Genomic DNA, 24753 nt, shown 5'->3' with positions numbered 1-24753 from the left:
AAATGATCTATTTGTTAAAAGAATATTTAAGATTTCTCGTAAAATCATCCAATCAACATGGGGTTCATTCTCCTTTTGTGTATGATTTAGTAACCACGTGTTTTTACAAAAAAACAGACCCCAAATTATTTAAATTATTTTCTAAAACAAAACAACAATTATTAGACAACAAAAGTTTGATAAAAGTCACAGATTTTGGTGCAGGATCTAAAATTTTTAAAAATAATGAGCGTCAAGTATCTAAAATAGCTAAAATTGCAGGATTATCAAACAAAAAAGCAAAGTTACTAATTCGTATAATTCAATATTTTGAACCTAAAAACGTTTTAGAAATTGGTACTTCTATAGGGCTTGGAACCTCTGCTGTAAAAATTGGTAATAAAGAAACTGCTATTTTAAGTTTAGAAGGCTGCCCAGAAACTAGTAAAGTAGCTAACAAGTTATTTTCTAAAAATAATTATAAAGATATTCAAATAATTACGGGTGATTTTAAAAACACTTTGCCCGAAGCTATAAAAAACCAGCAATTCGATTGTATTTATTTTGATGGAAATCACACCAAAAAAGATACCTTACACTATTTTAATACATGTTTAGACACTGTAACAAATAATTCTGTCTGGATTTTTGATGACATTTATTGGAGTGATGAGATGAAAGAAGCTTGGACAGAAATTAAAAATCATAATAAAGTAAAAGTTACCGTTGATGTTTTTTATTGGGGAATTGTTTTCTTCAGAAAAGAACAGGAAAAAGAACATTTTAAAATAAGAGTCTGATTTTTTTAAAGTGTTAAATCGTGTTAATTTTAAACAGCACTCTTTTTAAACTTTGTAACTTTGATTTAATAATAATTTGCAACGAAAATTATGAAAATATATACAAAAACAGGCGATGCCGGTACAACTGCTCTTTTTGGAGGTACAAGAGTTAAAAAGTACAATCTACGTATAGAAAGTTATGGTAATGTAGACGAACTAAATTCTTATATTGGATTAATAAAAGATCAAGAAGTAAGTACCTCTATTAAAGAGTCTTTATTAAATATTCAAAATGAATTATTTACTCTAGGCGCTATGTTAGCAACACCTCCTGAAAAAGAAACTTTAAAAAATGGAAAAGAAAGACTAAATATTCCAAAAATTGACGAGGCTTCTATTCTGTTTTTAGAAGAAGAAATTGACAAAATGGATTTAGAGCTTCCTCAAATGACTCATTTTATTCTTCCTGGCGGACATCAATCTGTGTCATTTTGTCATATTGCAAGATGTATTTGCAGACGGGCAGAACGCTTAGTTGTAGAACTAAATGATCAAGAAAATATTAATATTGACATACTAAAATACTTAAACCGACTTTCTGACTACCTTTTTACGTTGGCACGAAAGTTGTCTAAAGACTTATCAGTAGAGGAAATCAAATGGATTCCTACAAAAAATTAACACGTTCTTTTTTTATCGATTTAAAGAAGTTTTCTTGTTTTTTTTATCACTTAAAGCATTAATTTTAAGTTATTAACAAAATCATAAAATAACTTCTCTATATATTTCTTAAAAAAGACTTGTATAATTCAGTAAAAAAATTATTTTTGCACAAAATTAAACATTAAGAAATGTATTGGACATTAGAATTAGCATCTTATTTAGCAGATGCGCCTTGGCCAGCAACCAAAGACGAATTAATAGATTACGCTATTAGAACTGGATCTCCTTTAGAAGTAGTAGAAAACCTACAAGATATAGAAGATGAAGGTGATGCGTATGATTCAATTGTTGAAATATGGCCAGATTATCCTACCGAAGATGATTATCTTTGGAATGAGGATGAATACTAAACATAATAATTAAATATAAAAAGTCTCTAATGAGGCTTTTTTTTTGTTTTCTTTTAATCTAGAAAACTGTTTTTCAGGCTTTTAAAAAACCTGATACGGAACTATAATGCAGTTATTAGTTTAACTGAAAATAACATAATAAATGAATATTTTAAATTCAGTAATCAAACTTTTTGTTGGTGATAAACAAGAAAAAGATTTAAAAATTTTACAACCAGTTGTTGAAAATGTAAAAAAATTCGAAATAGAATTTTCTAAACTTTCTAATGATGGTTTAAGGGCCAAAACCATCGAGTTTAAGCAAAGAATAAAAACTGCTACAAAAGAGTTTGATACTAAAATTACTGAATTAGAAGAAGAAGCTAAGACGGCAAATATAGATCGTCAAGAAGATATTTATACAGAAATAGATACTTTAAAAGATGAAGCATATAAAGTTTCTGAAGAAACTTTACTTAAAATTATGCCAGAAGCTTTTGCTATAGTAAAAGAAACGGCTAAACGTTTTGTAGAAAATGAAAAAGTAGAAGTTACAGCATCTCCTTTTGATAGAGAATTATCTGCAGAAAGAGACAACGTTACTCTAGAAGGTGATAAAGCTTTCTGGGCAAATTCTTGGGATGCATCTGGTAAAGCTGTTACTTGGGACATGGTTCATTATGATGTTCAATTAATTGGTGGCTCTGTTTTACACCAAGGTAAAGTTGCAGAAATGATGACTGGTGAGGGAAAAACATTAGTTTCTACCCTACCCGTTTATTTAAATGCATTAACGGGTAACGGAGTTCACTTAGTAACCGTAAATGATTATTTAGCAAAACGTGATAAAGCGTGGATGGGACCAATTTTTGAGTTTCATGGTTTTACAACAGATTGTATCGATTATCATCAACCAAATTCTGATGCACGTAGAAAAGCTTATAACGCAGATATTACTTACGGAACAAATAACGAATTTGGTTTCGATTATTTACGTGATAATATGGCTAGCTCTAAAGATGATTTAGTACAAAGAGCACCTAACTATGCTATTATTGATGAGGTAGATTCTGTTTTAATTGATGATGCTAGAACACCGTTAATTATTTCTGGACCAGTACCACAAGGAGACAGACATGAATTTAACGAATTAAAACCTTTAGTTTCTGAATTAGTTACTAAGCAAAAAAATCACTTAGTAAGTGTTTTTGCAGAAGCGAAAAAACTAATTGCAGAAGGTAATGATAAAGATGGCGGATTCTTATTATTAAGAGTTTACCGTGGGTTACCAAAAAACAAAGCATTAATTAAGTTTTTATCTCAAGAAGGAAATAAACAAATCTTGCAGAAAACAGAAAACTACTACATGCAAGATAACAACAAATTAATGCCACAAGTAGATGAAGACTTATGGTTTGTTGTTGAAGAAAAAAATAATCAAATTGATTTAACCGACAAAGGGATCGCAGATTTATCAGAAAAAACTGCAAATGACAATTTCTTTGTATTACCAGATATTGGAGTTAAAATTGGTGAAATAGATAATTCTGAAATTAGTAAAGAAGAAAAAACTGCTCAAAAAGAAGAACTATATAAAGACTTTAGTATCAAAAGTGAGCGTATTCATACCATGAACCAACTTTTAAAAGCATACACTGTTTTTGAAAAAGATGTTGAGTACGTTGTTATGGAAAACAAAGTAATGATTGTTGATGAGCAAACAGGTCGTATCATGGACGGTCGTCGTTATTCAGACGGATTACACCAAGCAATTGAGGCAAAAGAAAATGTAAAAATTGAAGATGCTACTCAAACTTTTGCTACTGTAACTTTACAGAACTACTTTAGAATGTACAGAAAACTGTCTGGTATGACAGGTACAGCAATAACAGAAGCTGGTGAGTTATGGGAAATATACAAATTAGATGTTGTAGAAATTCCTACAAACAGACCTATTCAAAGAGATGATAAGGAAGATTTAATCTACAAAACTGCTCGTGAAAAATACAATGCAGTTATAGAAGATATTGTAAAACTAGTTGAACAAAATAGACCTGTTTTAGTAGGTACAACTTCTGTAGAAATCTCCGAATTATTAGGTAGAATGTTACAAATGCGTAAGATTCCTCATAATATTTTAAATGCAAAACTACACAAAAGAGAAGCAGATGTTGTTGCACAAGCTGGTAAACCTGGTATTGTTACAATTGCAACAAACATGGCAGGTCGTGGTACCGATATTAAATTATCTAATGAAGTTAAAAAATCTGGTGGTTTAGCTATTATTGGTACAGAAAGACATGATTCTAGACGTGTAGACAGACAATTACGTGGACGTGCAGGAAGACAAGGTGACGTTGGGTCTACACAATTTTATGTAGCTTTAGATGACAATTTAATGCGTCTTTTTGGTTCTGATAGAATTGCAAAAATGATGGATAGAATGGGCTTAAAAGAAGGTGAAGTAATTCAGCATTCTATGATTACCAAGTCTATTGAAAGAGCACAAAAGAAAGTAGAAGAAAATAACTTTGGTATTCGTAAACGTTTGTTAGAGTATGATGATATTATGAACGCTCAACGTGAGTTTGTTTACAAAAGAAGACGTCATGCATTAGATGGTAAACATTTGCAAGTAGATATTGCAAACATGATTTATGATACGTGTGAATCTATTACTCGTACTAATAAAGCTGCTAAGAATTTCCATAATTTTGAATTTGAATTGATTAAATTTTCATCAATGACTTCTCCATTTACGGAAGCAGAATTTGATAAACTTTCAGAAAAAGAAATTACAGACAAATTATATGATCTTGTTACTGAACATTATAAAAACAAAATTGAAAGAAATGCCGTTTTAGCTTTTCCTGTAATTAAAGATGTTTTTGAAAATGAAGGTGATCGTTATGAAAGGATTGTAGTTCCTTTTACAGATGGTACCAAATCTTTACAAGTTGTAACCAACTTAAAAGAAGCTTATGAAAGTGAAGGAAAAAGTTTAATTACAGATTTCGAAAAAAACATTACGCTAGCAATTATAGATGAAAATTGGAAAGATCATTTACGTAAAATGGATGATTTAAAACAATCTGTTCAAAATGCATCTTATGAACAAAAAGATCCTTTATTAGTCTATAAATTTGAGGCTTTTGAATTATTTAAAACGACTGTTGATGAAATAAACAGAGAGGTATTATCTTTCTTATTTAAAGGTGAGCTTCCAAGTCAAGATGCGAATCAAATTTCTGAAGCACGTCAACAAAAAAGAGAAAGTTTAAATACCAGTAAAGCTGATGTTCAAAACTCAACAGAACAAGCAATTCAGAATTCTCAACAAAAACAATCTGAACCTGTTGAAACAATAGTACGTGAGCAACCAAAAGTTGGAAGAAACGAACGTGTTACCATTAAAAACGTAATGAGTGGTGAAGAGAAAGAAGTAAAATTTAAACAAGCTATTCCTTTAATTGAAAAAGGAGAATGGGTTGTAGTAAATAAGTAATATAGTTCTTCTAAAAAAGAATTCTTACATAATTAATAAGTCCGAAATTTTCTAATTAGAGAATTTCGGACTTCCTTTTTAAGCTAATTTTACTTACACAATTGTATGTTAATAAGAAGCTATATATGGTGTATGAAAAACTGTTAATTATAGAAATACACATATCACAAAAAGTGTAAATAACAAAGCTAACATAACTAATACCAAATAAACATTAAAATGACCGATTAAATTCGTTTATTTCCCTTAATATTTTAATATAAAATAGAACCATAACTAAGGCTATGATTAGATTTTCTATTGCATATTCAGAAAAAATAATTCAAATTTATTATCAATTATTTTAAAATTCATTTGGTATAATACAGAATTAGACGAAGTTAAAATACTAAACATATACTTCTACTAATCTAAATAAAAAAAAACTCAAGATTTTAAATAAATCTTGAGTTTTTTTTGTCTTTCTAGACACCTTAAATATGATTAAAGAAAATTATCTTTTAGTAAAGTATTGCTTATATCTTACACCTTTTAATGCTTCAAAAACTCCCGACAAATTGCTAAGATCTTGGGTTAGTGTAAAATTATCTGTAGAAATTTCTGTAGTTCCGTTAGCAAAATATAAAGCTTCTCCAATTACAATGTTATTCATAACTACCTTACCTAAATCTTCTTTTTCTGTATTGTATTCATACATAACCAACCTACTTTCAGATGCTATATAAGACCAGTTTCCTTTTAAAACATAACTATATGAGCTAGATTTAGCATCAAAACTTGGTACTCCCTCATTTAAAGACTTCAATAAACTAAAATAATCTTTTTTACCAGAAACTTTCCATTCATAAGTTCCATCAACTTTAAACTCTACAACACTACTTTCTATAATATCACAGGTCTCATAGTCTTTCAATTCATCTGTATGAATCTTTATTCTCTGTGGAGTACATTCATTATCTCCAACAACATCATAAAAACCAGAAGATCCTGCAGTAAGGTTTTCTGTTTTAGAGTATTCCCAAACACCTAACAAGCTATCATTTCCTCCCCAATTTTTTATAGTAACACAAATATCAACAGAATCACTAACTCCTCCATTAGCGTCATACAGTGTAATAACATAACAAAAAGTACCAACAGACATCGTTGCTTTAAAATCAATATCTAATTTTAGGTTTTTATTTTCGTTTAAATTTGCATCAGATAAATCTATTTTATAAAAACTATTTGCTAGAGTGCCATCATTATCTTTAATTTGAAAATAAGCACCAGCTACATTATTAGGTTCAACATTTAATTCGATATCAAAACCTTCATTTAAAAAAGCAAATTCTTGTGGATCTACAACAGTAAAAGGGATATTTTGACTAGCAGCAGGTATTGTACCTTCTATTTTTTCTGCAGAATTAATTGTTAAATTATTTGAAACTTCATTTGCTAAAATAGGAGTACTTACTTCAGGAACTGTTTCAATTTCGACAGATTCGTTAGCTTCACACGACGACAATAAAAAAGTTATTGATGTTAAAAAAAGGAAATAATAGATTTTTTTGGTCATAATTTTTATCTTAAAATATTTATAAATTAGAAACAACCACTAAACAGTATTCTAGTGTATTGTTCTTTTAATAATCATTATTTGAATACTTGTTTTTTTATATCAAATAATATCTTTCAATTATAAAACGTATGACTTAAAAAAAACCCTACTTTATTTTATAAATAAAGATTTATATACAGAAATATCTTTCTATTAAAATATAAATGAATTACATAAAAAAACAGTTTAGAATTCTCTAAACTGTTTTTTTATCACAAAATTCTAATAATTTAGAATTTTGTATCCATTTGTAAATATTGTAAAAATTCTTTCTTAGTTTCTTTATTTTTAAACTTACCTCCAAATTCTGCTGTAACAGTAGAACTTTCTATATCTTTAATACCTCTAGAATTAACACATAAGTGTTTTGCATCTATAACACAAGCAACATCTTCTACTCCCAATGCTTCTTGCATTGCTTGTACAATTTGCATTGTTAAACGCTCTTGTACTTGTGGTCTTTTAGAAAAATATTCTACAATTCTATTCATTTTAGAAAGTCCAATAACTTTTCCATCAGAAATATAAGCTACATGTGCTCTACCAATAATTGGTAATAAATGATGCTCGCAAGTAGAGTATACAACAATGTTTTTTTCTACCAACATTTCACCATACTTGTAATTATTGTCAAACGTAGAAGCTTTTGGCATGTTTGCTGGGTTTAAGCCCATAAACATTTCGTTTACAAAAGCCTTTGCAACTCTTTTAGGAGTTCCTTGTAAACTATCATCTGTTAAATCCATACCTAAAGTTTGTAAAATATCTTTTACACTTTCTTGGATTTTTGCTATTTTCTCTTCATTAGAAATATCAAATGCATCTGGTCTAATTGGATTTTCCGCAGAAGTTGCCACATGATTTTCTCCTAATTCGTCAATTCTTTCGTCATTCATTTTGCTGTCTAATTCAAACATTTCATTCTTTATTAAAGTGCAAATTTACGTGTTTGCAACGTATTATTTAAATTTATTAATAAATTAAAACTATCTAACTATAATTTATTATGCCTTAAGTAAATTTACTAATTCTGATAAAGAACAATTGTGCTGCTCTCCAGAAGTCATGTTTTTTAAGTTAAAAATATCTTTTTCAATATCAGAAACCACAAATTCAATTTCTCTAGCAGAGACATACTTCCATTGTCGTTTTTGAGCCTTATTACTTTCTGCTAAATCAGGATAAAATTCACTTTTTATATTATTTTCTCTTAAACTTTTTACGGCTTTCATTTTAGCAACATCTGTAGTTGCATCAAAATTTAAGAAAATAACCTTAGGTTTTGGCAGGTCTACAGCTTTAAACAAACCTAATTCTTCTAAAACTAAATAAATTCTGTCTAACCCAAAAGAAACTCCAACTCCAGAAACATCTTTTAATCCAAAGATTCCTGTTAAATCGTCATATCTTCCACCACCACCAATGGAGCCCATTTTTACACCTGCTGGTGCAGCAACTTCAAAAATTGCTCCGGTGTAATAATTTAATCCTCTAGCTAAAGTTACATCAACTTCTAAAGCAGCTGTTTCTAAACCTAATGCTGAAACAGAATTAATTACAAAACGTAACTCTTCTACTCCATTTGTTCCTTCTTCAGATGTAGATAACATACCTTCTAAAGAAGCTAACTTATCTAAATTAGACCCTGTAAAATCGAACAAAGGTTGTACTTTTTCAATAGCCTCTTCTGTAATTCCTTTAGATAGCATTTCTTTAACTACACCATCTTTACCAATTTTATCTAACTTATCTAAAGCAACTGTAAAATCTATTAATTTATCTTGCGCTCCAATAACCTCTGCAATTCCAGAAAGTATTTTTCTATTATTTATTTTGATAGTTGTTCCTGCCAAACCTAATTTAGTAAAAACAGTATCATATAACTGCACAAACTCTACTTCTTGCCATAAAGACTTGCTACCAACAACATCTGCATCACACTGAAAAAACTCTCTAAAACGTCCTTTTTGTGGTCTATCTGCTCTCCAAACAGGTTGTACTTGATATCTTTTAAAAGGAAATGTAATTTCATTTTGATGTTGTACAACGTAACGCGCAAAAGGTACTGTTAAATCATAACGTAATGCTTTTTCTGAAATTTGACTAGTAACTTTTAAGCTATTTTTTTCTGATAAAAGCGTACCATCTGCTTTCTTTAAAAAATCTCCAGAATTTAAAATCTTAAAAATCAATCGATCTCCTTCTTCACCATATTTCCCCATTAAGGTTGATGAATTTTCAAAACTAGGTGTTTCTATAGGTTGAAATCCGAAAGTTTCAAAAGCAGTTTTTATCGTATTCATAATATATGTACGATTGGCTACTTCTGTTGGCGAAAAATCTCTAGTTCCTTTTGGTATGCTTGGTTTCATATAAATCAGTTATCAATGTTCTTTTATCAGTTATCAATACATCAGCACGCTGATAATTGTAAAATGATAATTGCTTTTTGCGAGCGCAAATATCGTGAAAATCTTAGGAATGTTATAAAATAGAATCAATTTTATTTCTGAACCTTAAAGCATAAATAGCTGCATTTAATTCAAACCCTAACAATAAGATAATTGCGTTTAGCCACACAAACAACATTAATATTAAAAGGGTACCGATAGAACCGTATAATTGATTGTATTGTGCAAATTTAACAACATAAATTCCGAATAAATAAAATGAAAATAAAGACACAACTGTTGTTAAAATTGCTCCCGCAGAAAAGAACCTTGTTTCTTTACCTTGTTTTGTTCCATATCTAAAAAGTAATGAAACAATGGTAAAAATCATCACTAAAAAAATAAGGCTTCTGCCGTAATAAAAAAGATCTAAATCGGTTGTATCTAACCAACCTGTTTCATCTATTTTAGACAGTGCAAATTGATATAAAATTAATGAAGTTATTATTATAATTAAAAACAAAGACATTAATAAAGAAACACCCAAAGAAACAAAATAAGCTCTAAAAACATTTCTAACATCTGTAATGTGGTATGAATGTTCAAATCCTCCAAAAATAGCATTTACACCATTGGTCATTAATAAAATTGATAATAAAAAACCAAAAGAAAGCAAGCTACCGTACTGATTATTAATAATATCAATAAGTACTAAATTAACTGCTTCAAATGTTTGTGGTGGTAAAACTTCTTTAATAAAAGAGAATAATCCGTCTTGGAAACCTTCTATAGGAATATAAGGAATTAGTGTTAAAATAAACAATAAAAAAGGAAAAACTGCCATAAAAAAACTAAAAGCAATTCCGCCTGCTCGTGTGGTTAAAGCACCTTTAACAATACCTAGAATATACATTTCTACAACGTCATACAAAGTCATCCCTTCTAAACCCGGAATTTTTATTTTCTTACCGAATAGTACCAAGAGATTTAAAATTGGTATTTTTTCTAATTTGTCTTCTATTTCTTTTGACATTTTTTGTAGTTACATCGTTAAATTTAGTATCAAAGCAACAAAGTTTAATTATGTTTTGATTTTATACTTCTTATAAAAACTTGATAACATTCGTTCTATTTCTCTTGAAAGTTCATATAATTTATTAAATTCTTCTTTTTTTATATACTCTAAATTAAAAGCAATTTCTAATTGTGTTTATAATTCAAAAACCGAAGATAATCTTTCATTCCTTCTCTACCATAGCCTTCAGAAATATTACTAGGTATTGAAACTGCAGATCTCCTTAATTGAGAAGTTAAACCAAATGTTTCTTCTTTTGGAAATAATTTAGATACTTTATAAATTTTAGCAACAAAGTTCATCGACTTTTGCCAAACTAACAAATCTCTAAACGTTTTCATGTTCTTTTTTTTAATTAGTGTGGCAAAGTTAAAAGTGGTTTCAAAGTTGCAAAGTTTAACTTGTTACTTTAAAACTCTGTAACTTTTCTACTTTGCTACTTTGTAACTCTGTTACTTTATTCAACTACAATTTTATACTCAGTTAAAAGTCCCAAAATATTTTCTTTACTAAACTTTGCTCCTTTTAAACGATTACTCTCAGGATTGATATTAAAATTAAACGCAGTTCTAAAATCTGACTTTTCTAGATTAGTTCTATCAAAAATAGTGCCTTTTAAATCACTATTATCAAAAACAGCATTTGTTACAGTAGCTTCTGTAAAGTCTACTTCTTGCAAATTACAATTCACAAACTTTGTACTCGGAATTTTTAATTGATAAAAGGACGAAAAACTTAATTGACACTCTTTAAAAGTAAACTGTAATAAAAAAGGATCGCATTCATTAAATTTTACACCAATCATTTTACAATTGATAAAACTCACTTCTTTAAAAGCAGAATTATCTACAACTGCATTGCTAAAATTACAAGTTATAAATTCACATTCTACAAATTGAATATTTGATGCGTGTACATTTTCGAAATTACAATCGGTAAATGTACAATTGTCATATTCTCCTTTGTTGATTTTCGTTTTTGAGAAATCAATTTTAGTAAAATCTTCACTTTCAAAATAAGTTTCTGTCATCTAAACTTATTCTTGTTTTGTTAATTTATAATTCAACTCACTTTCAATTTTATGACCATCAATATCTAACATTTCAATATAATTGTCGCCAATTTCATATTTAAAAGGACTCGTTTCTAACGCTAAAATTACTTTTCCGTTTTCAACGGAATAATTTCCTGTTTTTGTAAAAACAGTATCATCACCTTGTCCTTTATAGACGCTCTCTAAAAGAAAAGTTCCATCGGAATTTAACGTCATTTTATTATCGATTCCCGTACAACTTGCACATGGAAATTCGCCAATATAAACGCCAGTAACATCTTGTGGAGTATTATTTTTACACGCTGAAAACAGGATACAAACTACTACTATAACTTTTATAATATGTTTCATTTTATATTTTATTTTAAACCTCTTGCTTCTAACATTGGTGCTGCCTTAGGATCTCTCCCTGCAAATGTTTTATACATTTCTGCATAATCCATTGTATTTCCTTTAGATAAAACTTGTTCACGAAATTTCTGTCCGTTTTCTCTAGTTAACAATCCGTTTTCTTTAAACCAACCGTATGCATCATGACTTAACATTTCTGTCCATAAATAAGAATAATATCCAGCAGAATATCCACTACTAAAAATATGAGCAAAATAAGTAGATCTGTATCTTGGTGGAATTTCACTAACATTAAGATTCATACTTTTTAAAGCTTCAGCTTCAAACTTAGCAACATCTTCAATTTTATCATTTACAGAAATTGTATGCCATTTCATATCTAAACTAGAAGAACATAAGTTTTCTATCATAGAATACCCTTGGTTAAAAGTACCTGCATCTTTAATTTTTTGTAATAATTCAGCCGGAATCACCTCTCCTGTTTTGTAGTGAACTGCGTAGTTGTTTAAAATTTCTGGGTGTGTTGCCCAGTTCTCGTTAAACTGAGAAGGAAATTCTACAAAATCTCTTGCTGTACTAGTACCAGAAATTGAAGCATATTTTTGATTTCCGAAAAAACCGTGTAATGCATGGCCAAACTCATGAAACATGGTTTCTACCTCATCAAAACTAATTAATGCAGGTTCTCCTGCTGCTGGTTTTGGTGAGTTACACACATTATAGATTACTGGTTTTTGGTTACGTAATTTAGATTGTTTTACAAAACTACTCATCCAAGCACCACCACGTTTACTGTCTCTCGCAAAATAATCGCCAAAGAATAACCCTAATTTACTTCCGTCTTCTTCAAACAATTCATAGACCACAACATCTGGGTGATACGTTGGTATGTCTGTACGTTTTTTAAAGGTAATTCCGTATAATTTTGTTGCTGCATAAAAAACTCCTTTTTCTAAAACGTTGGTCATTTCAAAATAAGGTTTTACATCATCTTCATTTAAGTTATATTTAGATTTACGTACTTTTTCTGCATAATAATTCCAATCATAAGGCGCTAGTTTAAAGTCTTCACCTTCTTTATTAATTTCTGCCTGAATCTCCTTTATTTCAGATGCTGCTTTGTCTAAAGAACCCGGAATTAAATTTTTAAACATGTTAAAAACCTTGTCTGGTGTTGCAGCCATCGTTCCTTGTAAACTCCAACTTGCATAGTTTTCAAAACCTAAAATCTGAGCTTTTTCTGCTCTTAACTTTGTCATTTTTAAAACAAGATCACTTGTATCGTATTTACCTGTATCTGCTCTGTGAATCGATTTTTCAAATAATTGTTTTCTAGTTTCTCTGTTTTCTAAAGTTTGTAAAGCGGGTTGCTGAGTTGTATTTATCAACTGAATTTCATACTTTCCATCCTTTTCTAAAGAAGCTATCTTTTCATCAGAAAAACCTTTTAATTTTGTTTTATCAGCAATTATAATTCCGCCTTTTTTACTGGCGTCTAATAATTTCTTACCAAAATCATTTGATAAACTTGCTATTTCAGAATTAATTTCTTTTAATTTCTCCTTTTTTTCTTCGGATAAATTTGCGCCTGCTTTAGAAAAATTCTTAAAATACTCACCAACTAAATGCTTAGATTCTTCATCTAAATTTGCATCAGCAAGACCATTATAAACCACCTTAACTTTAGCAAACAATTTTGTATTTAGTAAAATTTCATCAGAATGCTTAGAAAATTTTGGAGCTAATTCTTTTTGATTTTCTTTAAGGATATCATCTGTATTTGCGCCAGTAAGTCCAGAAAAAACCGAATTTACATTATCTAAAACAGTACTACTTTCTTCTAAAGCTAAAATAGTATTTGTAAAAGTTGGTGTTTCTGTATTTTCTGTGATTTTTTTAATTGCTGCGTTTTGCAATCTCATACCTTCTAAAATAGCAGGTAAAAAATCTTCCGATTTTATTTTAGTAAAATCAGGAGTTCCATATTCTAACGTACTTTTTACTAATAGAGGATTTTTAGATATATCCATAGTGTTTTCTTTTTTTGTTTCTTTCGTATTACAAGAAATCATCAATATCAATGAAGCTGCAATTGTTATATATTTTTTCATTTTTTTTTATTTTAGTTACAAAGTTTAAAATAGTAACAAGGTTTAAATTAGTAACAGAGTAGCAAAGTCAAACTTTGTAACTATGCTACTTTGCTATTTTGTAACTCTTTTTTAAAACGCTTTTAAACTTAAGTCTAAATTATAAACTGAATGTGTTAATGCACCAGAAGAAATAAAATCTACACCACATTCTGCATATTTTCTAATGGTATCTTCGTTAATTCCACCAGAAGATTCTGTTAAGCACGTATCACCAATTAGCGCAACTGCTTTTTTTGTATCTTCATAATTAAAGTTGTCTATTAAAATTCTGTAAACACCTTCATTAGATAAAATTTCTTTAATTTCTTCTAAATTTCTAGCTTCCACAATAATTTTAATATCGATGTTTTTCTCTGCTAAATATTTCTTCGTTTTGGTAATTGCAGCTGTAATTCCGCCAGCAAAATCTATATGATTGTCTTTAATCATCACCATATCATACAATGCAAAACGATGATTTTCTCCTCCACCAATTTTTACAGCCCATTTTTCAATAGCCCTAATTCCTGGTGTGGTTTTTCTTGTATCTAAAACTTTGGTTTTTGTTCCCTTTAATAAGTTTGCGAAAAAGGCTGTTTTTGTAGCAATTGCAGACATTCTTTGCATGGCATTTAAAACCAAACGTTCTGCCATTAAAATAGATTGAGATTTACCAGAAACATGAAAAACAATATCTCCATATTTTACATCTTCTCCATCATTTATAAAGGTTTCTATTTCTAAATCTGCATCAACATAACTAAAAACTTGTTTTGCAAATTCTACTCCTGCTATAATTCCGTCTTCTTTTACCAACAATTTAGCCTTTCCTTTTGCATCCGAAGGAATACAAGAAAGTGAGGTATGATCTCCATCTCCAATATCTTCTCTAATTGCATTTTTTATAATTAAATCTAACTCGTTTTGAAATTGTTTTTGTGATATCATTGCATAATATTTTTATCATTCCAAAAATATAGTATTTTTGAAGAAATCTTGTATGAAAATGAAAAGAAAACTGTTCTTTTTAACTTTGCTCTTTAGCTATTTTTTTAGTTTTTCTCAGTCTGTAAAATATATAGACGAGAATATGAGTCCCATAGATTCTATTACTTATTCTAAAAAATGCAATTTGGTTGTTTTAAAATGTTTAAATTTTAAAACCGACTCTTTAAACATTAACAAAGTGGTTTATAAATATAAATTTGGAACTACAGATACATTGGGCTATACTCAAGTTCGAAAATTTCTGAGTAGAAATAGCAATTTAAAAATTGATAAAAATGCTTTTTTAATGATTCGTTTTAGAGATACATTATATGATTCTAATACAAATTTAAAAAATTATAAAAGACATGTAAAAAATCATTCTAAAATAAAACATGCTGATTATGATTTTAAAAAAAATCAATCTAACACAAAAAAATCAATAGAGGCACTACAGAAGTGTAATAAAAAATTTAAAAAACTTGGTGGCGAAATATTTAATGTTTATAATTATGATTACGGATATAGAAAAGAATACCCGGAAGTTAATTGGATAAAAGATAGAGGTCTTTTTAAAAATGCTTTCTTTAAAATAATATATAGCAGTAGTTTTTTATTGATTAAACCTAATGGAGAATATTTTATTAGCGGCGGACATTTATCGGATAGTTTATTAAAAAAATTACTTAAAAATAATAATTGGTCAGATTTTAGATTAGACTGGTTAGCCTCTTATAACACTTTAAGTAAATCTGGTAAAGGTGTATTTAAACAAAGTGCTTATCATACAAAACATTGTTTCTAATGAAAATAAAACTACTAACAATTGGTAAAACTGACAATAAACACCTAATTCAGTTAATTGATGAATATCAAAACAGGTTAAAACATTATATAAAGTTTGAGTTAGAAATAATTCCTGATATTAAAAATGTAAAAAACCTTAGCGAAATTCAACAAAAAGAAAAAGAAGGAGAACTCATTTTATCTAAATTACAAAATACAGATAATTTGGTTTTATTAGATGATAAAGGCAAACACTTTACCTCTATTGAGTTTTCTAAATATTTACAAAAGAAAATGAATGCAGGAATTAAGCAATTAGTTTTAGTAATTGGCGGACCTTATGGTTTTTCGGATGCGGTTTATAAAAAGTCTGTCGGAAAAATATCATTATCAAAAATGACCTTTTCTCACCAAATGATTCGTCTTTTTATTGTTGAGCAATTGTACAGAGGTTTTACTATTTTAAAGAATGAGCCGTATCATCATGAGTAATTATAAAGTACATTTAAGTTTTTTTAGATATTAATTAAATACAAACTTTATTACATTTTATATCTGGTAATTTTTACACTTTATTACCATTACACTATTTTAACTTTACAACATTTTCAGACTTAAAAACGTTGTAACTTTGTTTCTTAATTTTTTAACCATGTAATTAAAATTATGAAATTAGTATTTGCTACAAATAACCTTAACAAACTGAGAGAAGTTCAGGAAATGTTACCAGATTCAATACAATTATTGAGTTTAAAAGATATTAATTGTTTTGATGAAATAGAAGAAACAGAAACCACTTTAGAGGGAAACGCTAAATTAAAGGCAGATTACATTACCAAAAAATTTGGTTATAATTGTTTTGCAGATGATACCGGTTTAGAAGTAGAGAGTTTAGATGGAAAACCAGGTGTATATTCTGCACGTTTTGCAGGAGAGCCTTCTAATTCTGAAAACAATATGCAAAAATTATTGGTAGATTTAAAAGCCGCTGACAACAGAAAAGCACAATTTAGAACCGCAGTTGCTTTAAACTTAAATGACGAGAATTTTCTTTTCGAAGGAATTTGTAGAGGAGACATTTTAGAAAAAAAACACGGAGAAAAAGGTTTTGGATATGATCCGATTTTTAAACCAAAAGGTTTTGAAAAATCTTTTGCAGAAATGACTTCGGAAGAAAAAAACATCATTTCTCATAGAGGAATTGCAATTCAGAAATTAGTGAAATTTTTATCAAAATATAATTATTAAAACAAAACTCTAGAACATTATCTTCAAGTTAAAAAGATTTTAACTTGAAGATATAGGCAGTTTTATAGAGGTTTAAAAATACGTTTAGACTGCGCATAACCAGACCAACCATCAATGGAAAACAAATCATACACAAAACACTTCTTTTTATTATCTATTTCACTAGTGCTTTTGTTCTTTTTGAACATCAGTTTTGGGTCTGTTTCAATTCCGTTTAAAGATATTTTTAATAGCCTTTTTGGTGGTAATGTAACCAAGGAAAGTTGGGAGACCATTATTATAAATTTTAGAGTACCTAAAGCTATAACTGCTATTTTAGTAGGTTCTGGCTTGTCTATTTGTGGTTTACTAATGCAAACCTTATTTAGAAATCCCTTGGCGGGTCCTTTTGTATTGGGTATTTCTTCTGGAGCAAGTTTAGGTGTAGCTATTTTAATTTTAGGTTCTTCTGTTTTTGGAAGCTTTTTTCTGGCAAGTTCTATCTCTAATTGGTCTTTACCTATTGCAGCAAGTTTAGGTGCCTTTTTAGTTTTATCTGCTGTAATTATTGCAGCAAACAGAGTTAGAAATACCATGTCTATTTTAATAATAGGGTTAATGTTTGGCTCCTTAACATCTGCAGTTATTAGTGTTTTAGCGTATTTTAGTGAAGCAGCTCAAATACAACAATATTTATTTTGGAGTTTTGGTAGTTTAGGTAATTTAACTTGGAATGAAATTACCGTTTTTCTTATTATTTACTGTATCGGAATTTTAGGAACCATCACCGTTATAAAACCTTTAAATAGTTTTTTATTAGGTGAAAACTATGCCAAGAGTTTAGGAGTTAATGTAAAAAAAAGTAGAAATATTATTTTACTAATTACAAGTATTTTAACAGGTGTAATAACCGCTTTTTCAGGTCCAATTGCTTTTGTAGGATTGGCTGTTCCGCATATTGCAAGAATGTTATTTTCTAGTTCTAATCATAAGGTTTTATTACCCGCAGTAGCTATTATTGGTGCTATTGTTTTATTGATTTGCGATGCTATAGCACAAATGCCAACAAGCGAATTTACATTACCAATAAATGCAATTACATCGTTATTTGGTGCACCAATTGTTATTTGGTTGCTAATTAGAAAAAAAAGATTGTTTGTATAATTAAAAAAAGCCCACCCTAACCTTCCCAAAGGGAAGGAACTAGCGTGTTTAAGAATAAAAAAGTAAGTAGCATAATGAAAATTAGTTAAAAGCAAATAAGTTAAACTCTGCAACATTGAAATTTTGAAACAAGAAAATAAACATATCATCCTTAAAACAGAAGATCTATCCATAGGTTATCAGCAAAAAAAGCACTCAAAAATTATTGCTTCAAATATCAATTTAGAAATTGAAAAAGGAAAACTAGTCACTGTTTTAGGTAAAAACGGAATTGGAAAATCGACGCTTTTAAGAACACTTTCTAAAGTTCAGCAACCTATTTCTGGTGCTGTATTTATCCATCAGAAAAACTTAAAAGACATTACAGAAACAACACTTTCTAAGCAGTTAAGTTTGGTATTAACAGAACGTTTGCCAGAAAGTCAATTAACGGTTTACGAATTGATTGCACTTGGCAGACAACCGTATACCAATTGGATTGATAAACTCTCTAACAAAGACATCGAAAAAGTAGAAACTGCATTACAACAAACGGAAATAGAACATCTTAAAAACAACCGTTTTTATGAATTAAGTGATGGTCAATTACAAAGAGTTTTAATTGCAAGAGCCTTGGCTCAAGATACAGAAATAATTATTTTAGATGAGCCAACAGCCCATTTAGACATGCATCACACAATTAAAATATTTTCATTATTAAAAAAGTTAGTTACAGAAACTGGAAAAACAGTAATTATTTCTTCTCACGAAATAAACTTATCTATTCAATTAGCAGATGAAGTAATGCTTTTAACAGAAGATACTCTTCATTTTGGGACTCCTACAGAATTGATAGCAACAAATGCTTTTGACACCCTTTTTCCTAAAGAACTTGTTAATTTTAACAAAACGTTACAACAATTTGTGATTAACAAAAGTTAAGTTTGAAGTTCATTATTATTATCATAATCTATAATTATTATTCAATCTAATTCATGAAAAAAATCCTTTACACATTTGGCCTATTCTTTTTAATGGCATGTAGCTCTAGCCAAAATGCCTACAAAGAAGATAAAAACACAGATTATGCAGCAAAATTTGCAGAAACAATTACTGCGGAAAACCTAAAAACGCATTTATATATTTTTGCTTCGGATGAATTTGAAGGAAGAAATACAGGAGAACCTGGACAAAAAAAAGCAATTCAATATTTAAAAGATTTTTATGTAAGTCAAGGAATTGCTTCTCCATTAGGCGGAGACAACTATTACCAAGAAGTACCTGCAGAATTTTTAAACAAAAACTCTAGAGGAACTACTTTAAAAGATTCAGAAAATGTTTTAGCGTTTATAAAAGGAACTGAAAAACCAGATGAAATTGTAGTTATTTCTGCACATTTAGATCATGAAGGAGTAAAAAATGGCGAAATTTACAACGGTGCAGATGATGATGGTTCTGGTTCTATGGCTATTTTAGAGATAGCAGAAGCTTTTAAAGAAGCAGCAAAAGCAGGTAAAGGTCCTAAAAGATCTGTATTATTTTTACATGTTACCGGAGAAGAAAAAGGTCTGTTAGGTTCTAAGTACTATACAGAAAACCCTATTTTTCCTTTAGAAAACACCGTATGTGATTTAAATATTGATATGATTGGTAGAATTGATGACGCACATAAAACAGACCCTAACTACATCTATTTAATTGGCGCAGATAAATTGAGTACAGAGCTTCACCAAGTTTCTGAAAGCGTTAATACAAAGTATACCAATATTAATTTAGATTATACCTATAATGATGAGAACGACCCAAATCGTTTTTATTACAGATCTGATCATTATAACTTTGCAAAACACAACATACCTGTTATCTTTTATTTTAATGGTACGCATGAAGATTATCATAAACCTTCTGATACACCTGATAAAATTGAATATGAGTTATTAGCAAAAAGAACTCGTTTAGTTTTTCATACAGCATGGGAAATTGCCAATAGAGAAACAAGATTAATTGTTGATAAAGCTGGAAAATAATATGTTTATTTTCAATAAAAAAAATAAAAACCTCACAAAATGTGAGGTTTTTTTAGCTTAAAGAAGTTTTAAAATTCCTACTTTTAAGTATTCAAAAAAATAATTTTTGGTTTGTTTAAAATCTTTTCTAATAGGTTAATTACCAGTACTAAAAGCTCTTATTAGCCTATTTACAAAAGCTTAAACCTTCTAAGAATCTTTACCACTTGTTACATTTAAAAATTTTCTATATAAATGAGTAATAAACTAAGTTTAAAAGAAGCTATTTCAATTGGAATTGGAGGAATGGTTGGTGGCGGAATTTTTGCAGTATTGGGTTTAGCAGTAGCTTTGGCAAAAGGAGGAACACCTATTTCTTTTTTAATTGCTGGTTTTATTGCTTTAATAACATCTTATAGCTATGTAAAATTATCTTTAAAATATCCTGATAATGGCGGAACTGTAAAATTTGTAAACGAAGGTTTTGGAGTGGGGGTTTTTAGTGGCGGAATTAATAATTTACTTTGGGTAAGTTATATTATTATGCTAGCCTTATATGCTTCAGCTTTTGGTTCTTATGCCCCAAACTTATTTCAACTAACTGGTAATAATGTTCTAGACACACATATATATGCATCGTCAATTATAATTATTGCAACAGCTATTAACTATTATAGTGTTTCTGTTGTTGGCAAAATAGAAGCGTATGCCGTTATTATAAAGCTAGTTATCTTATTATCTTTTGTTGGTTTTGGTGTCTACGGGTTGTTTGGAAACCCTCATTTAGAACAATTATCTCCAGAACATTGGGAATCTCCTTTTAAACTTATTACTGCTGGAATGGTCATTTTTGTAGCCTACGAAGGTTTTGAATTAATTGCCAATGCTGCACCTGATATTGAAAACCCAAAAGTAAATATTCCACGAGCTTATTATTGGTCGGTTATCTTTGTAATTTTACTATATATAACTATTGCAGCAATTACTGTTGGCTCATTAGATTTTAGTGTTATTGCAACTGCACAAGATTATGTGTTGGCAGAAGCTGCAAAACCAATGTTAGGCAAAGTTGGTTTTACAGTTATTACTGTTGCAGCACTAATTTCTACTTTTTCTGCCATAAATGCATCTCTTTATGGTGGTAGTAAAGTAAATTATGAAATTGCAGAAGATGATGAACTACCTACAGAATTTACACGTAAATTATGGAACCAACCAATTGGATTATTTATTACGGCTGTTGCCACATTAATATTGGTAAACACCTTACAACTAGAAAGTATTTCTACAGCAGGTAGTGTTGGTTTTCTATTAATATTTGCTGTAGTAAACTATACCGGTTTTAAATTATCAAAAGAAACTGGTGGTAAAAAAAGTATTCCACTTTTGGGTGCTATTTTATGCTTTACAGCAATGACTGCATTATTAATTCAACATTATACCGTGAGTAAATCTGATGTTTTTATAGCAATTGGTATTATTTGTATTTGTTTTTTAATGGAATATATTTATAAAAAAAATGAACAAAACTATAATTAACAACTAGAATATAGTTTTAAATATTTTTAAGTTGATGCTTCTATTACTGACAACATCAACTTTGCATTAAAATTATTTTTCCCTTTAAAGTTATTCCGTTGCTTTTTTATAATCAATTAAAAGCTTTTGTACCTTTTCATTATCATACACAATTGGATACAATTCTTTTAAAACGATACTATACTCGTAATCTAACTTTAAAGCAGCAATTAAGTGATCAAACCCATATTTTTCTTTATTCAGAATAAAAAATAAGCCCGCTAATCGGTATTCTATTTCCGCTACATCTTTGTAAAATTTCTGTGCTTTAATTAGAGTACTTATAGCATCGTTAAATTCGCCTAAAAAAGATAATACATCTGCTAACCCAATAAAAACTTCTAAGTCAGTATCATTTAAACTTAAACATTTTACATAACCAACGACCGCTTCTTCATAGAAATTAAGTCTTAAATTAATTTCAGCATACCTTCTCCAATACAAAAAATTGTCTTCTTCAATTTTTAACGCCTTAGAAATATAATAAGCAGCTTTCTGATAGTTTTCATCTAAGAAAGATAAATTAGCGAGTGACACCCAACCTTTATCTAACAAAGGATCTTCATGTACCGCTTTTTTATAAAATGAAATAGCTTCATCTAAATTTAATAATTTTTCATAGCACTCACCTACCCTAAGACATACAAAAGCAGTTGCGTCATCCAGTTCTAAAGTAATTAAATAATTATCGATAGCTTCTTTATAACGCCCTAATTGCTCTAAGGTTTTAGCTTTTTCTAAATAGCCACCTATAAAAGATTCATCAATTAAAACAGCATATTCAAAAGACATTAATGCTTTATCAAACATTTCTAAAATAAAATATTGTCTTCCTAGTTGATGCCAAGCAACCTCACAGTAGGGATTTATTTCTACATAATTGTTTAAATACGCAATTGCTTCCTCATGTTTATCTTCCATGTCAAAACAATACACTACGTTATACAACGCAGAATAATCTTCAAAATCTACTTCTACACACTTTATAAACGTAGAACATGCATTATTAAAGTCGTCTAAATACAAGTATTCCATTCCTAAAAGAGACCAAACATCTACTTTATCGTCTGTAAAAGTCAATGCTTTTTTCAATAATTCTATGGCTTCTTTATGGTTTCCTTGTTTAGAGCTAATAGTTGCTTTTTGTATAAAAACTTCATCATTATTAGGCTCTAATCGCTCAATTATTTTTAAGATTATGGAGGCTTTATCTAACTCATCTTCAAAAACATAAATTTCTACTTGTAGTAATTTTAAATCTACAGAAGCAGGGTGTTGTTGCAACCCCAATTTTACCGCTTTTTTGGCCAAAGCATGTTTACCTGCATCTAAATAATGCACAATTATTTCTTCAAACTCAACCAAATCAAAAAAATAAATAGCGTTGGTTTTAAGCATGGATTCAAACTTTAAGAGGGACATAACTATGAGTTTTGAATTAGGATAATAAAGGTACTATAACTCTTAACTCTCATTTAATTTAGGTTATTTTTTTTTCAACAATTTAGTTAACATTAAAGTGATTTGGTTTTTAGTTGCTATAAATTTTGCACATACATTTATTTACAGTAATTTTGATTTTCAATAACTATCAAGCTAAATTGATAGCTTTCTTATGAGCAAAAAAAACTTACTTAACTCAAAGGATATTGAAATAATTTTACATCGATTGGCTTGTCAGTTAATCGAAAATCATAACGATTTTTCTAATACCGTATTAATTGGTTTACAACCTAGAGGTAGTTTTTTGGCTAACAGATTAGCCGATATATTAAAAACAACTTACCACGTTAAAAACTTACAATTAGGCTTATTAGATATTACCTTTTACAGAGACGATTTTAGAAGAAGAGATGCGCCTTTAGCAGCTACAGCAACTAAAATGGACTTTATAATTGAAGGTAAAAATGTAGTAATTATTGACGATGTTTTGTTTTCTGGTAGAAGTATTAGAGCTGCATTAACTGCAATGCAAGCATACGGTAGACCAGAGAATACTGAGCTATTAGTATTAATAGACAGACGTTTTAGTAGACATTTACCAATTCAGCCAAATTATAGAGGTAGACAAGTAGATGCTATTAACCACGAAAAGGTATTGGTTACCTGGAAAGAAACACATAAAAAAGACGCCGTTTATATCGAATCAAAATAATTATGTCAGAATTAAGTGTAGAACATTTATTAGGAATAAAGTATTTAAAAGAAACTGATATTGATCTTATTTTTAGAACTGCAGATCATTTTAAAGAAGTTATTAATAGACCTATTAAAAAAGTACCTTCTCTTAGAGATATTACCATTGCTAACTTGTTTTTTGAAAACAGTACGCGTACAAAATTAAGTTTCGAATTGGCAGAAAAAAGACTTTCTGCAGATGTAATTAATTTTTCTGCAGGACAATCTTCTGTAAAAAAAGGAGAAACTTTAATTGATACCGTAAACAATATATTGGCAATGAAAGTTGACATTGTTGTTATGCGACATGCAAGTGTTGGAGCTGGAGTTTTTCTATCTAAGCATGTAGATGCTAAAATTATTAATGCTGGAGATGGAACGCATGAACACCCGACTCAGGCTCTATTAGATTCTTATTCTATTAGAGAAAAATTGGGTAGTGTAAAAGGTAAAAAAATTGTTATTGTAGGAGATATCTTACACTCTAGAGTTGCATTATCTAATATTTTTGCACTGCAATTACAAGGTGCTAAAGTAAAGGTTTGTGGTCCTACAACTCTTATTCCTAAATACATTTCTAGTTTGGGTGTAGAAGTAGAAACCAATCTTAAAAAAGCTTTAGAATGGTGTGATGTTGCCAATGTTTTACGTGTTCAAAATGAAAGAATGGATCTTAAGTACTTTCCTTCAACCAGAGAATACACACAACTTTTTGGGATTAATCAAGAGATTTTAGATAGTCTCGACAAAAAAATTGTAATCATGCATCCAGGACCTATAAATCGTGGGGTAGAAATTACAAGTGAGGTTGCCGACTCTAATCAATCTATTATTCTAAACCAAGTAGAAAACGGAGTTGCCGTAAGAATGGCAGTTATTTATTTATTAGCACAACAAGTTAAGCGATAAATTTCTTATATTTGGGAAA

Annotated in this window: 24 protein-coding genes; 13 read left to right on the top strand and 11 right to left on the bottom strand. The window is 29.3% G+C overall.

Features of this window, described 5'->3' with window-relative positions:
- Positions 1-2 precede the first annotated feature (2 nt).
- The 4 genes from KV700_RS00615 (at position 3) to secA (ending at position 5318) form a co-directional block, all read left to right on the top strand.
- Positions 3-779: an O-methyltransferase gene (locus KV700_RS00615; protein ID WP_166386313.1), complete on the top strand. Its 777-nt coding sequence runs from the start codon at positions 3-5 to the stop codon at positions 777-779.
- A gap of 90 nt (positions 780-869) precedes the next feature.
- Entirely contained in the window at positions 870-1442 is a 573-nt protein-coding gene (locus KV700_RS00610) for a cob(I)yrinic acid a,c-diamide adenosyltransferase (protein WP_166386311.1), read from the top strand.
- Positions 1443-1612: 170 nt separating this feature from the next.
- The gene (locus KV700_RS00605) at positions 1613-1834 is read left to right on the top strand and encodes a DUF2795 domain-containing protein (RefSeq protein ID WP_065318236.1); all 222 of its coding nucleotides are present in this window, start codon (positions 1613-1615) and stop codon (positions 1832-1834) included.
- Positions 1835-1976: 142 nt separating this feature from the next.
- Positions 1977-5318 carry a preprotein translocase subunit SecA gene (gene secA / locus KV700_RS00600; protein ID WP_166386309.1) on the top strand — a complete coding sequence of 1114 codons (3342 nt, stop codon included), beginning with the start codon at positions 1977-1979 and terminating at the stop codon, positions 5316-5318.
- A 493-nt stretch (positions 5319-5811) separates the two neighbouring features.
- Here the strand turns inward: secA and KV700_RS00595 are convergent, their stop codons facing one another.
- The 10 genes from KV700_RS00595 to nadC all read right to left on the bottom strand — a co-directional run bounded on the left by KV700_RS00595 (position 5812) and on the right by nadC (position 14868).
- The gene (locus KV700_RS00595) at positions 5812-6876 is read right to left on the bottom strand and encodes a hypothetical protein (RefSeq protein ID WP_218598709.1); all 1065 of its coding nucleotides are present in this window, start codon (positions 6874-6876) and stop codon (positions 5812-5814) included.
- A 272-nt stretch (positions 6877-7148) separates the two neighbouring features.
- Positions 7149-7835 (bottom strand): GTP cyclohydrolase I FolE, encoded by a 687-nt coding sequence (gene folE, locus KV700_RS00590; RefSeq protein WP_166386305.1) that lies wholly within the window; start codon positions 7833-7835, stop codon positions 7149-7151.
- 87 nt (positions 7836-7922) lie between these two features.
- Positions 7923-9290 (bottom strand): histidine--tRNA ligase, encoded by a 1368-nt coding sequence (gene hisS, locus KV700_RS00585; RefSeq protein WP_218598708.1) that lies wholly within the window; start codon positions 9288-9290, stop codon positions 7923-7925.
- A gap of 112 nt (positions 9291-9402) precedes the next feature.
- Positions 9403-10341, bottom strand: a complete 939-nt coding sequence (locus KV700_RS00580; protein WP_218598707.1) for a YihY/virulence factor BrkB family protein — start codon at positions 10339-10341, stop codon at positions 9403-9405.
- A 48-nt stretch (positions 10342-10389) separates the two neighbouring features.
- On the bottom strand, positions 10390-10485 hold the full coding sequence (locus KV700_RS17375) for a hypothetical protein (protein WP_368384770.1): 96 nt from the start codon (positions 10483-10485) through the stop codon (positions 10390-10392).
- Between the two features lie 23 nt (positions 10486-10508).
- Positions 10509-10724 carry a four helix bundle protein gene (locus tag KV700_RS17370; RefSeq protein ID WP_368384766.1) on the bottom strand — a complete coding sequence of 72 codons (216 nt, stop codon included), beginning with the start codon at positions 10722-10724 and terminating at the stop codon, positions 10509-10511.
- A gap of 116 nt (positions 10725-10840) precedes the next feature.
- The gene (locus KV700_RS00570) at positions 10841-11413 is read right to left on the bottom strand and encodes a pentapeptide repeat-containing protein (RefSeq protein WP_218598706.1); all 573 of its coding nucleotides are present in this window, start codon (positions 11411-11413) and stop codon (positions 10841-10843) included.
- 6 nt (positions 11414-11419) lie between these two features.
- Complete coding sequence (locus KV700_RS00565) at positions 11420-11788, bottom strand: copper resistance protein NlpE (protein WP_218598705.1); 369 nt, start codon at positions 11786-11788, stop codon at positions 11420-11422.
- A gap of 8 nt (positions 11789-11796) precedes the next feature.
- Positions 11797-13899 (bottom strand): M3 family metallopeptidase, encoded by a 2103-nt coding sequence (locus KV700_RS00560; RefSeq protein ID WP_218598704.1) that lies wholly within the window; start codon positions 13897-13899, stop codon positions 11797-11799.
- 111 nt (positions 13900-14010) lie between these two features.
- The gene (nadC, locus tag KV700_RS00555) at positions 14011-14868 is read right to left on the bottom strand and encodes a carboxylating nicotinate-nucleotide diphosphorylase (protein WP_218598703.1); all 858 of its coding nucleotides are present in this window, start codon (positions 14866-14868) and stop codon (positions 14011-14013) included.
- 58 nt (positions 14869-14926) lie between these two features.
- On the opposite strand from nadC, the gene KV700_RS00550 reads away from it, so the two are divergent.
- The 7 genes from KV700_RS00550 to KV700_RS00520 all read left to right on the top strand — a co-directional run bounded on the left by KV700_RS00550 (position 14927) and on the right by KV700_RS00520 (position 21608).
- A complete protein-coding gene (locus tag KV700_RS00550; protein WP_218598702.1) occupies positions 14927-15712 on the top strand; it encodes a hypothetical protein in 786 nt (261 codons plus the stop codon).
- On the top strand, positions 15712-16185 hold the full coding sequence (gene rlmH / locus KV700_RS00545) for a 23S rRNA (pseudouridine(1915)-N(3))-methyltransferase RlmH (RefSeq protein ID WP_166386289.1): 474 nt from the start codon (positions 15712-15714) through the stop codon (positions 16183-16185). Before KV700_RS00550 ends, rlmH begins: the two co-directional genes overlap by 1 nt.
- Before the next feature lie 174 nt (positions 16186-16359).
- The gene (locus KV700_RS00540; RefSeq protein ID WP_218598701.1) at positions 16360-16941 is read left to right on the top strand and encodes a non-canonical purine NTP diphosphatase; all 582 of its coding nucleotides are present in this window, start codon (positions 16360-16362) and stop codon (positions 16939-16941) included.
- Between the two features lie 114 nt (positions 16942-17055).
- Positions 17056-18084 (top strand): iron ABC transporter permease, encoded by a 1029-nt coding sequence (locus KV700_RS00535; RefSeq protein WP_218598700.1) that lies wholly within the window; start codon positions 17056-17058, stop codon positions 18082-18084.
- 123 nt (positions 18085-18207) lie between these two features.
- Positions 18208-19005: an ABC transporter ATP-binding protein gene (locus KV700_RS00530; protein ID WP_218598699.1), complete on the top strand. Its 798-nt coding sequence runs from the start codon at positions 18208-18210 to the stop codon at positions 19003-19005.
- Between the two features lie 53 nt (positions 19006-19058).
- Positions 19059-20090: a M28 family metallopeptidase gene (locus tag KV700_RS00525; RefSeq protein ID WP_218598698.1), complete on the top strand. Its 1032-nt coding sequence runs from the start codon at positions 19059-19061 to the stop codon at positions 20088-20090.
- Positions 20091-20324: 234 nt separating this feature from the next.
- A complete protein-coding gene (locus tag KV700_RS00520) occupies positions 20325-21608 on the top strand; it encodes an APC family permease (protein WP_166386279.1) in 1284 nt (427 codons plus the stop codon).
- A gap of 90 nt (positions 21609-21698) precedes the next feature.
- On the opposite strand, the gene KV700_RS00515 is transcribed toward KV700_RS00520, so the two are convergent.
- The gene (locus tag KV700_RS00515) at positions 21699-23069 is read right to left on the bottom strand and encodes a lipopolysaccharide assembly protein LapB (RefSeq protein ID WP_166386277.1); all 1371 of its coding nucleotides are present in this window, start codon (positions 23067-23069) and stop codon (positions 21699-21701) included.
- A 193-nt stretch (positions 23070-23262) separates the two neighbouring features.
- On the opposite strand from KV700_RS00515, the gene pyrR reads away from it, so the two are divergent.
- Both pyrR and KV700_RS00505 read left to right on the top strand, forming a co-directional pair.
- Complete coding sequence (gene pyrR / locus KV700_RS00510) at positions 23263-23802, top strand: bifunctional pyr operon transcriptional regulator/uracil phosphoribosyltransferase PyrR (RefSeq protein WP_166386275.1); 540 nt, start codon at positions 23263-23265, stop codon at positions 23800-23802.
- 2 nt (positions 23803-23804) lie between these two features.
- On the top strand, positions 23805-24734 hold the full coding sequence (locus KV700_RS00505; RefSeq protein ID WP_165733485.1) for an aspartate carbamoyltransferase catalytic subunit: 930 nt from the start codon (positions 23805-23807) through the stop codon (positions 24732-24734).
- The last annotated feature ends 19 nt before the right edge of the window (positions 24735-24753 follow it).

This window comes from Polaribacter sp. NJDZ03, assembly GCF_019263805.1.
In the GTDB taxonomy this organism is placed as follows: domain Bacteria; phylum Bacteroidota; class Bacteroidia; order Flavobacteriales; family Flavobacteriaceae; genus Polaribacter.
Note: the sequence above shows the minus strand (reverse complement) of the source record. Positions and strands in the feature narration are given on the sequence as shown.

What these genes read in the sequence shown, in the direction of transcription:
- KV700_RS00615 (WP_166386313.1), top strand. Translation starts at nt 3, where the DNA reads ATGATCTATTTGTTAAAAGAATATTTAAGATTTCTCGTAAAATCATCC.
- KV700_RS00610 (WP_166386311.1), top strand. Translation starts at nt 870, where the DNA reads ATGAAAATATATACAAAAACAGGCGATGCCGGTACAACTGCTCTTTTT.
- KV700_RS00605 (WP_065318236.1), top strand. Translation starts at nt 1,613, where the DNA reads ATGTATTGGACATTAGAATTAGCATCTTATTTAGCAGATGCGCCTTGG.
- secA (WP_166386309.1), top strand. Translation starts at nt 1,977, where the DNA reads ATGAATATTTTAAATTCAGTAATCAAACTTTTTGTTGGTGATAAACAA.
- KV700_RS00595 (WP_218598709.1), bottom strand. Translation starts at nt 6,876, where the DNA reads ATGACCAAAAAAATCTATTATTTCCTTTTTTTAACATCAATAACTTTT.
- folE (WP_166386305.1), bottom strand. Translation starts at nt 7,835, where the DNA reads ATGTTTGAATTAGACAGCAAAATGAATGACGAAAGAATTGACGAATTA.
- hisS (WP_218598708.1), bottom strand. Translation starts at nt 9,290, where the DNA reads ATGAAACCAAGCATACCAAAAGGAACTAGAGATTTTTCGCCAACAGAA.
- KV700_RS00580 (WP_218598707.1), bottom strand. Translation starts at nt 10,341, where the DNA reads ATGTCAAAAGAAATAGAAGACAAATTAGAAAAAATACCAATTTTAAAT.
- KV700_RS17370 (WP_368384766.1), bottom strand. Translation starts at nt 10,724, where the DNA reads ATGAAAACGTTTAGAGATTTGTTAGTTTGGCAAAAGTCGATGAACTTT.
- KV700_RS00570 (WP_218598706.1), bottom strand. Translation starts at nt 11,413, where the DNA reads ATGACAGAAACTTATTTTGAAAGTGAAGATTTTACTAAAATTGATTTC.
- KV700_RS00565 (WP_218598705.1), bottom strand. Translation starts at nt 11,788, where the DNA reads ATGAAACATATTATAAAAGTTATAGTAGTAGTTTGTATCCTGTTTTCA.
- KV700_RS00560 (WP_218598704.1), bottom strand. Translation starts at nt 13,899, where the DNA reads ATGAAAAAATATATAACAATTGCAGCTTCATTGATATTGATGATTTCT.
- nadC (WP_218598703.1), bottom strand. Translation starts at nt 14,868, where the DNA reads ATGATATCACAAAAACAATTTCAAAACGAGTTAGATTTAATTATAAAA.
- KV700_RS00550 (WP_218598702.1), top strand. Translation starts at nt 14,927, where the DNA reads ATGAAAAGAAAACTGTTCTTTTTAACTTTGCTCTTTAGCTATTTTTTT.
- rlmH (WP_166386289.1), top strand. Translation starts at nt 15,712, where the DNA reads ATGAAAATAAAACTACTAACAATTGGTAAAACTGACAATAAACACCTA.
- KV700_RS00540 (WP_218598701.1), top strand. Translation starts at nt 16,360, where the DNA reads ATGAAATTAGTATTTGCTACAAATAACCTTAACAAACTGAGAGAAGTT.
- KV700_RS00535 (WP_218598700.1), top strand. Translation starts at nt 17,056, where the DNA reads ATGGAAAACAAATCATACACAAAACACTTCTTTTTATTATCTATTTCA.
- KV700_RS00525 (WP_218598698.1), top strand. Translation starts at nt 19,059, where the DNA reads ATGAAAAAAATCCTTTACACATTTGGCCTATTCTTTTTAATGGCATGT.
- KV700_RS00520 (WP_166386279.1), top strand. Translation starts at nt 20,325, where the DNA reads ATGAGTAATAAACTAAGTTTAAAAGAAGCTATTTCAATTGGAATTGGA.
- KV700_RS00515 (WP_166386277.1), bottom strand. Translation starts at nt 23,069, where the DNA reads ATGTCCCTCTTAAAGTTTGAATCCATGCTTAAAACCAACGCTATTTAT.
- pyrR (WP_166386275.1), top strand. Translation starts at nt 23,263, where the DNA reads ATGAGCAAAAAAAACTTACTTAACTCAAAGGATATTGAAATAATTTTA.
- KV700_RS00505 (WP_165733485.1), top strand. Translation starts at nt 23,805, where the DNA reads ATGTCAGAATTAAGTGTAGAACATTTATTAGGAATAAAGTATTTAAAA.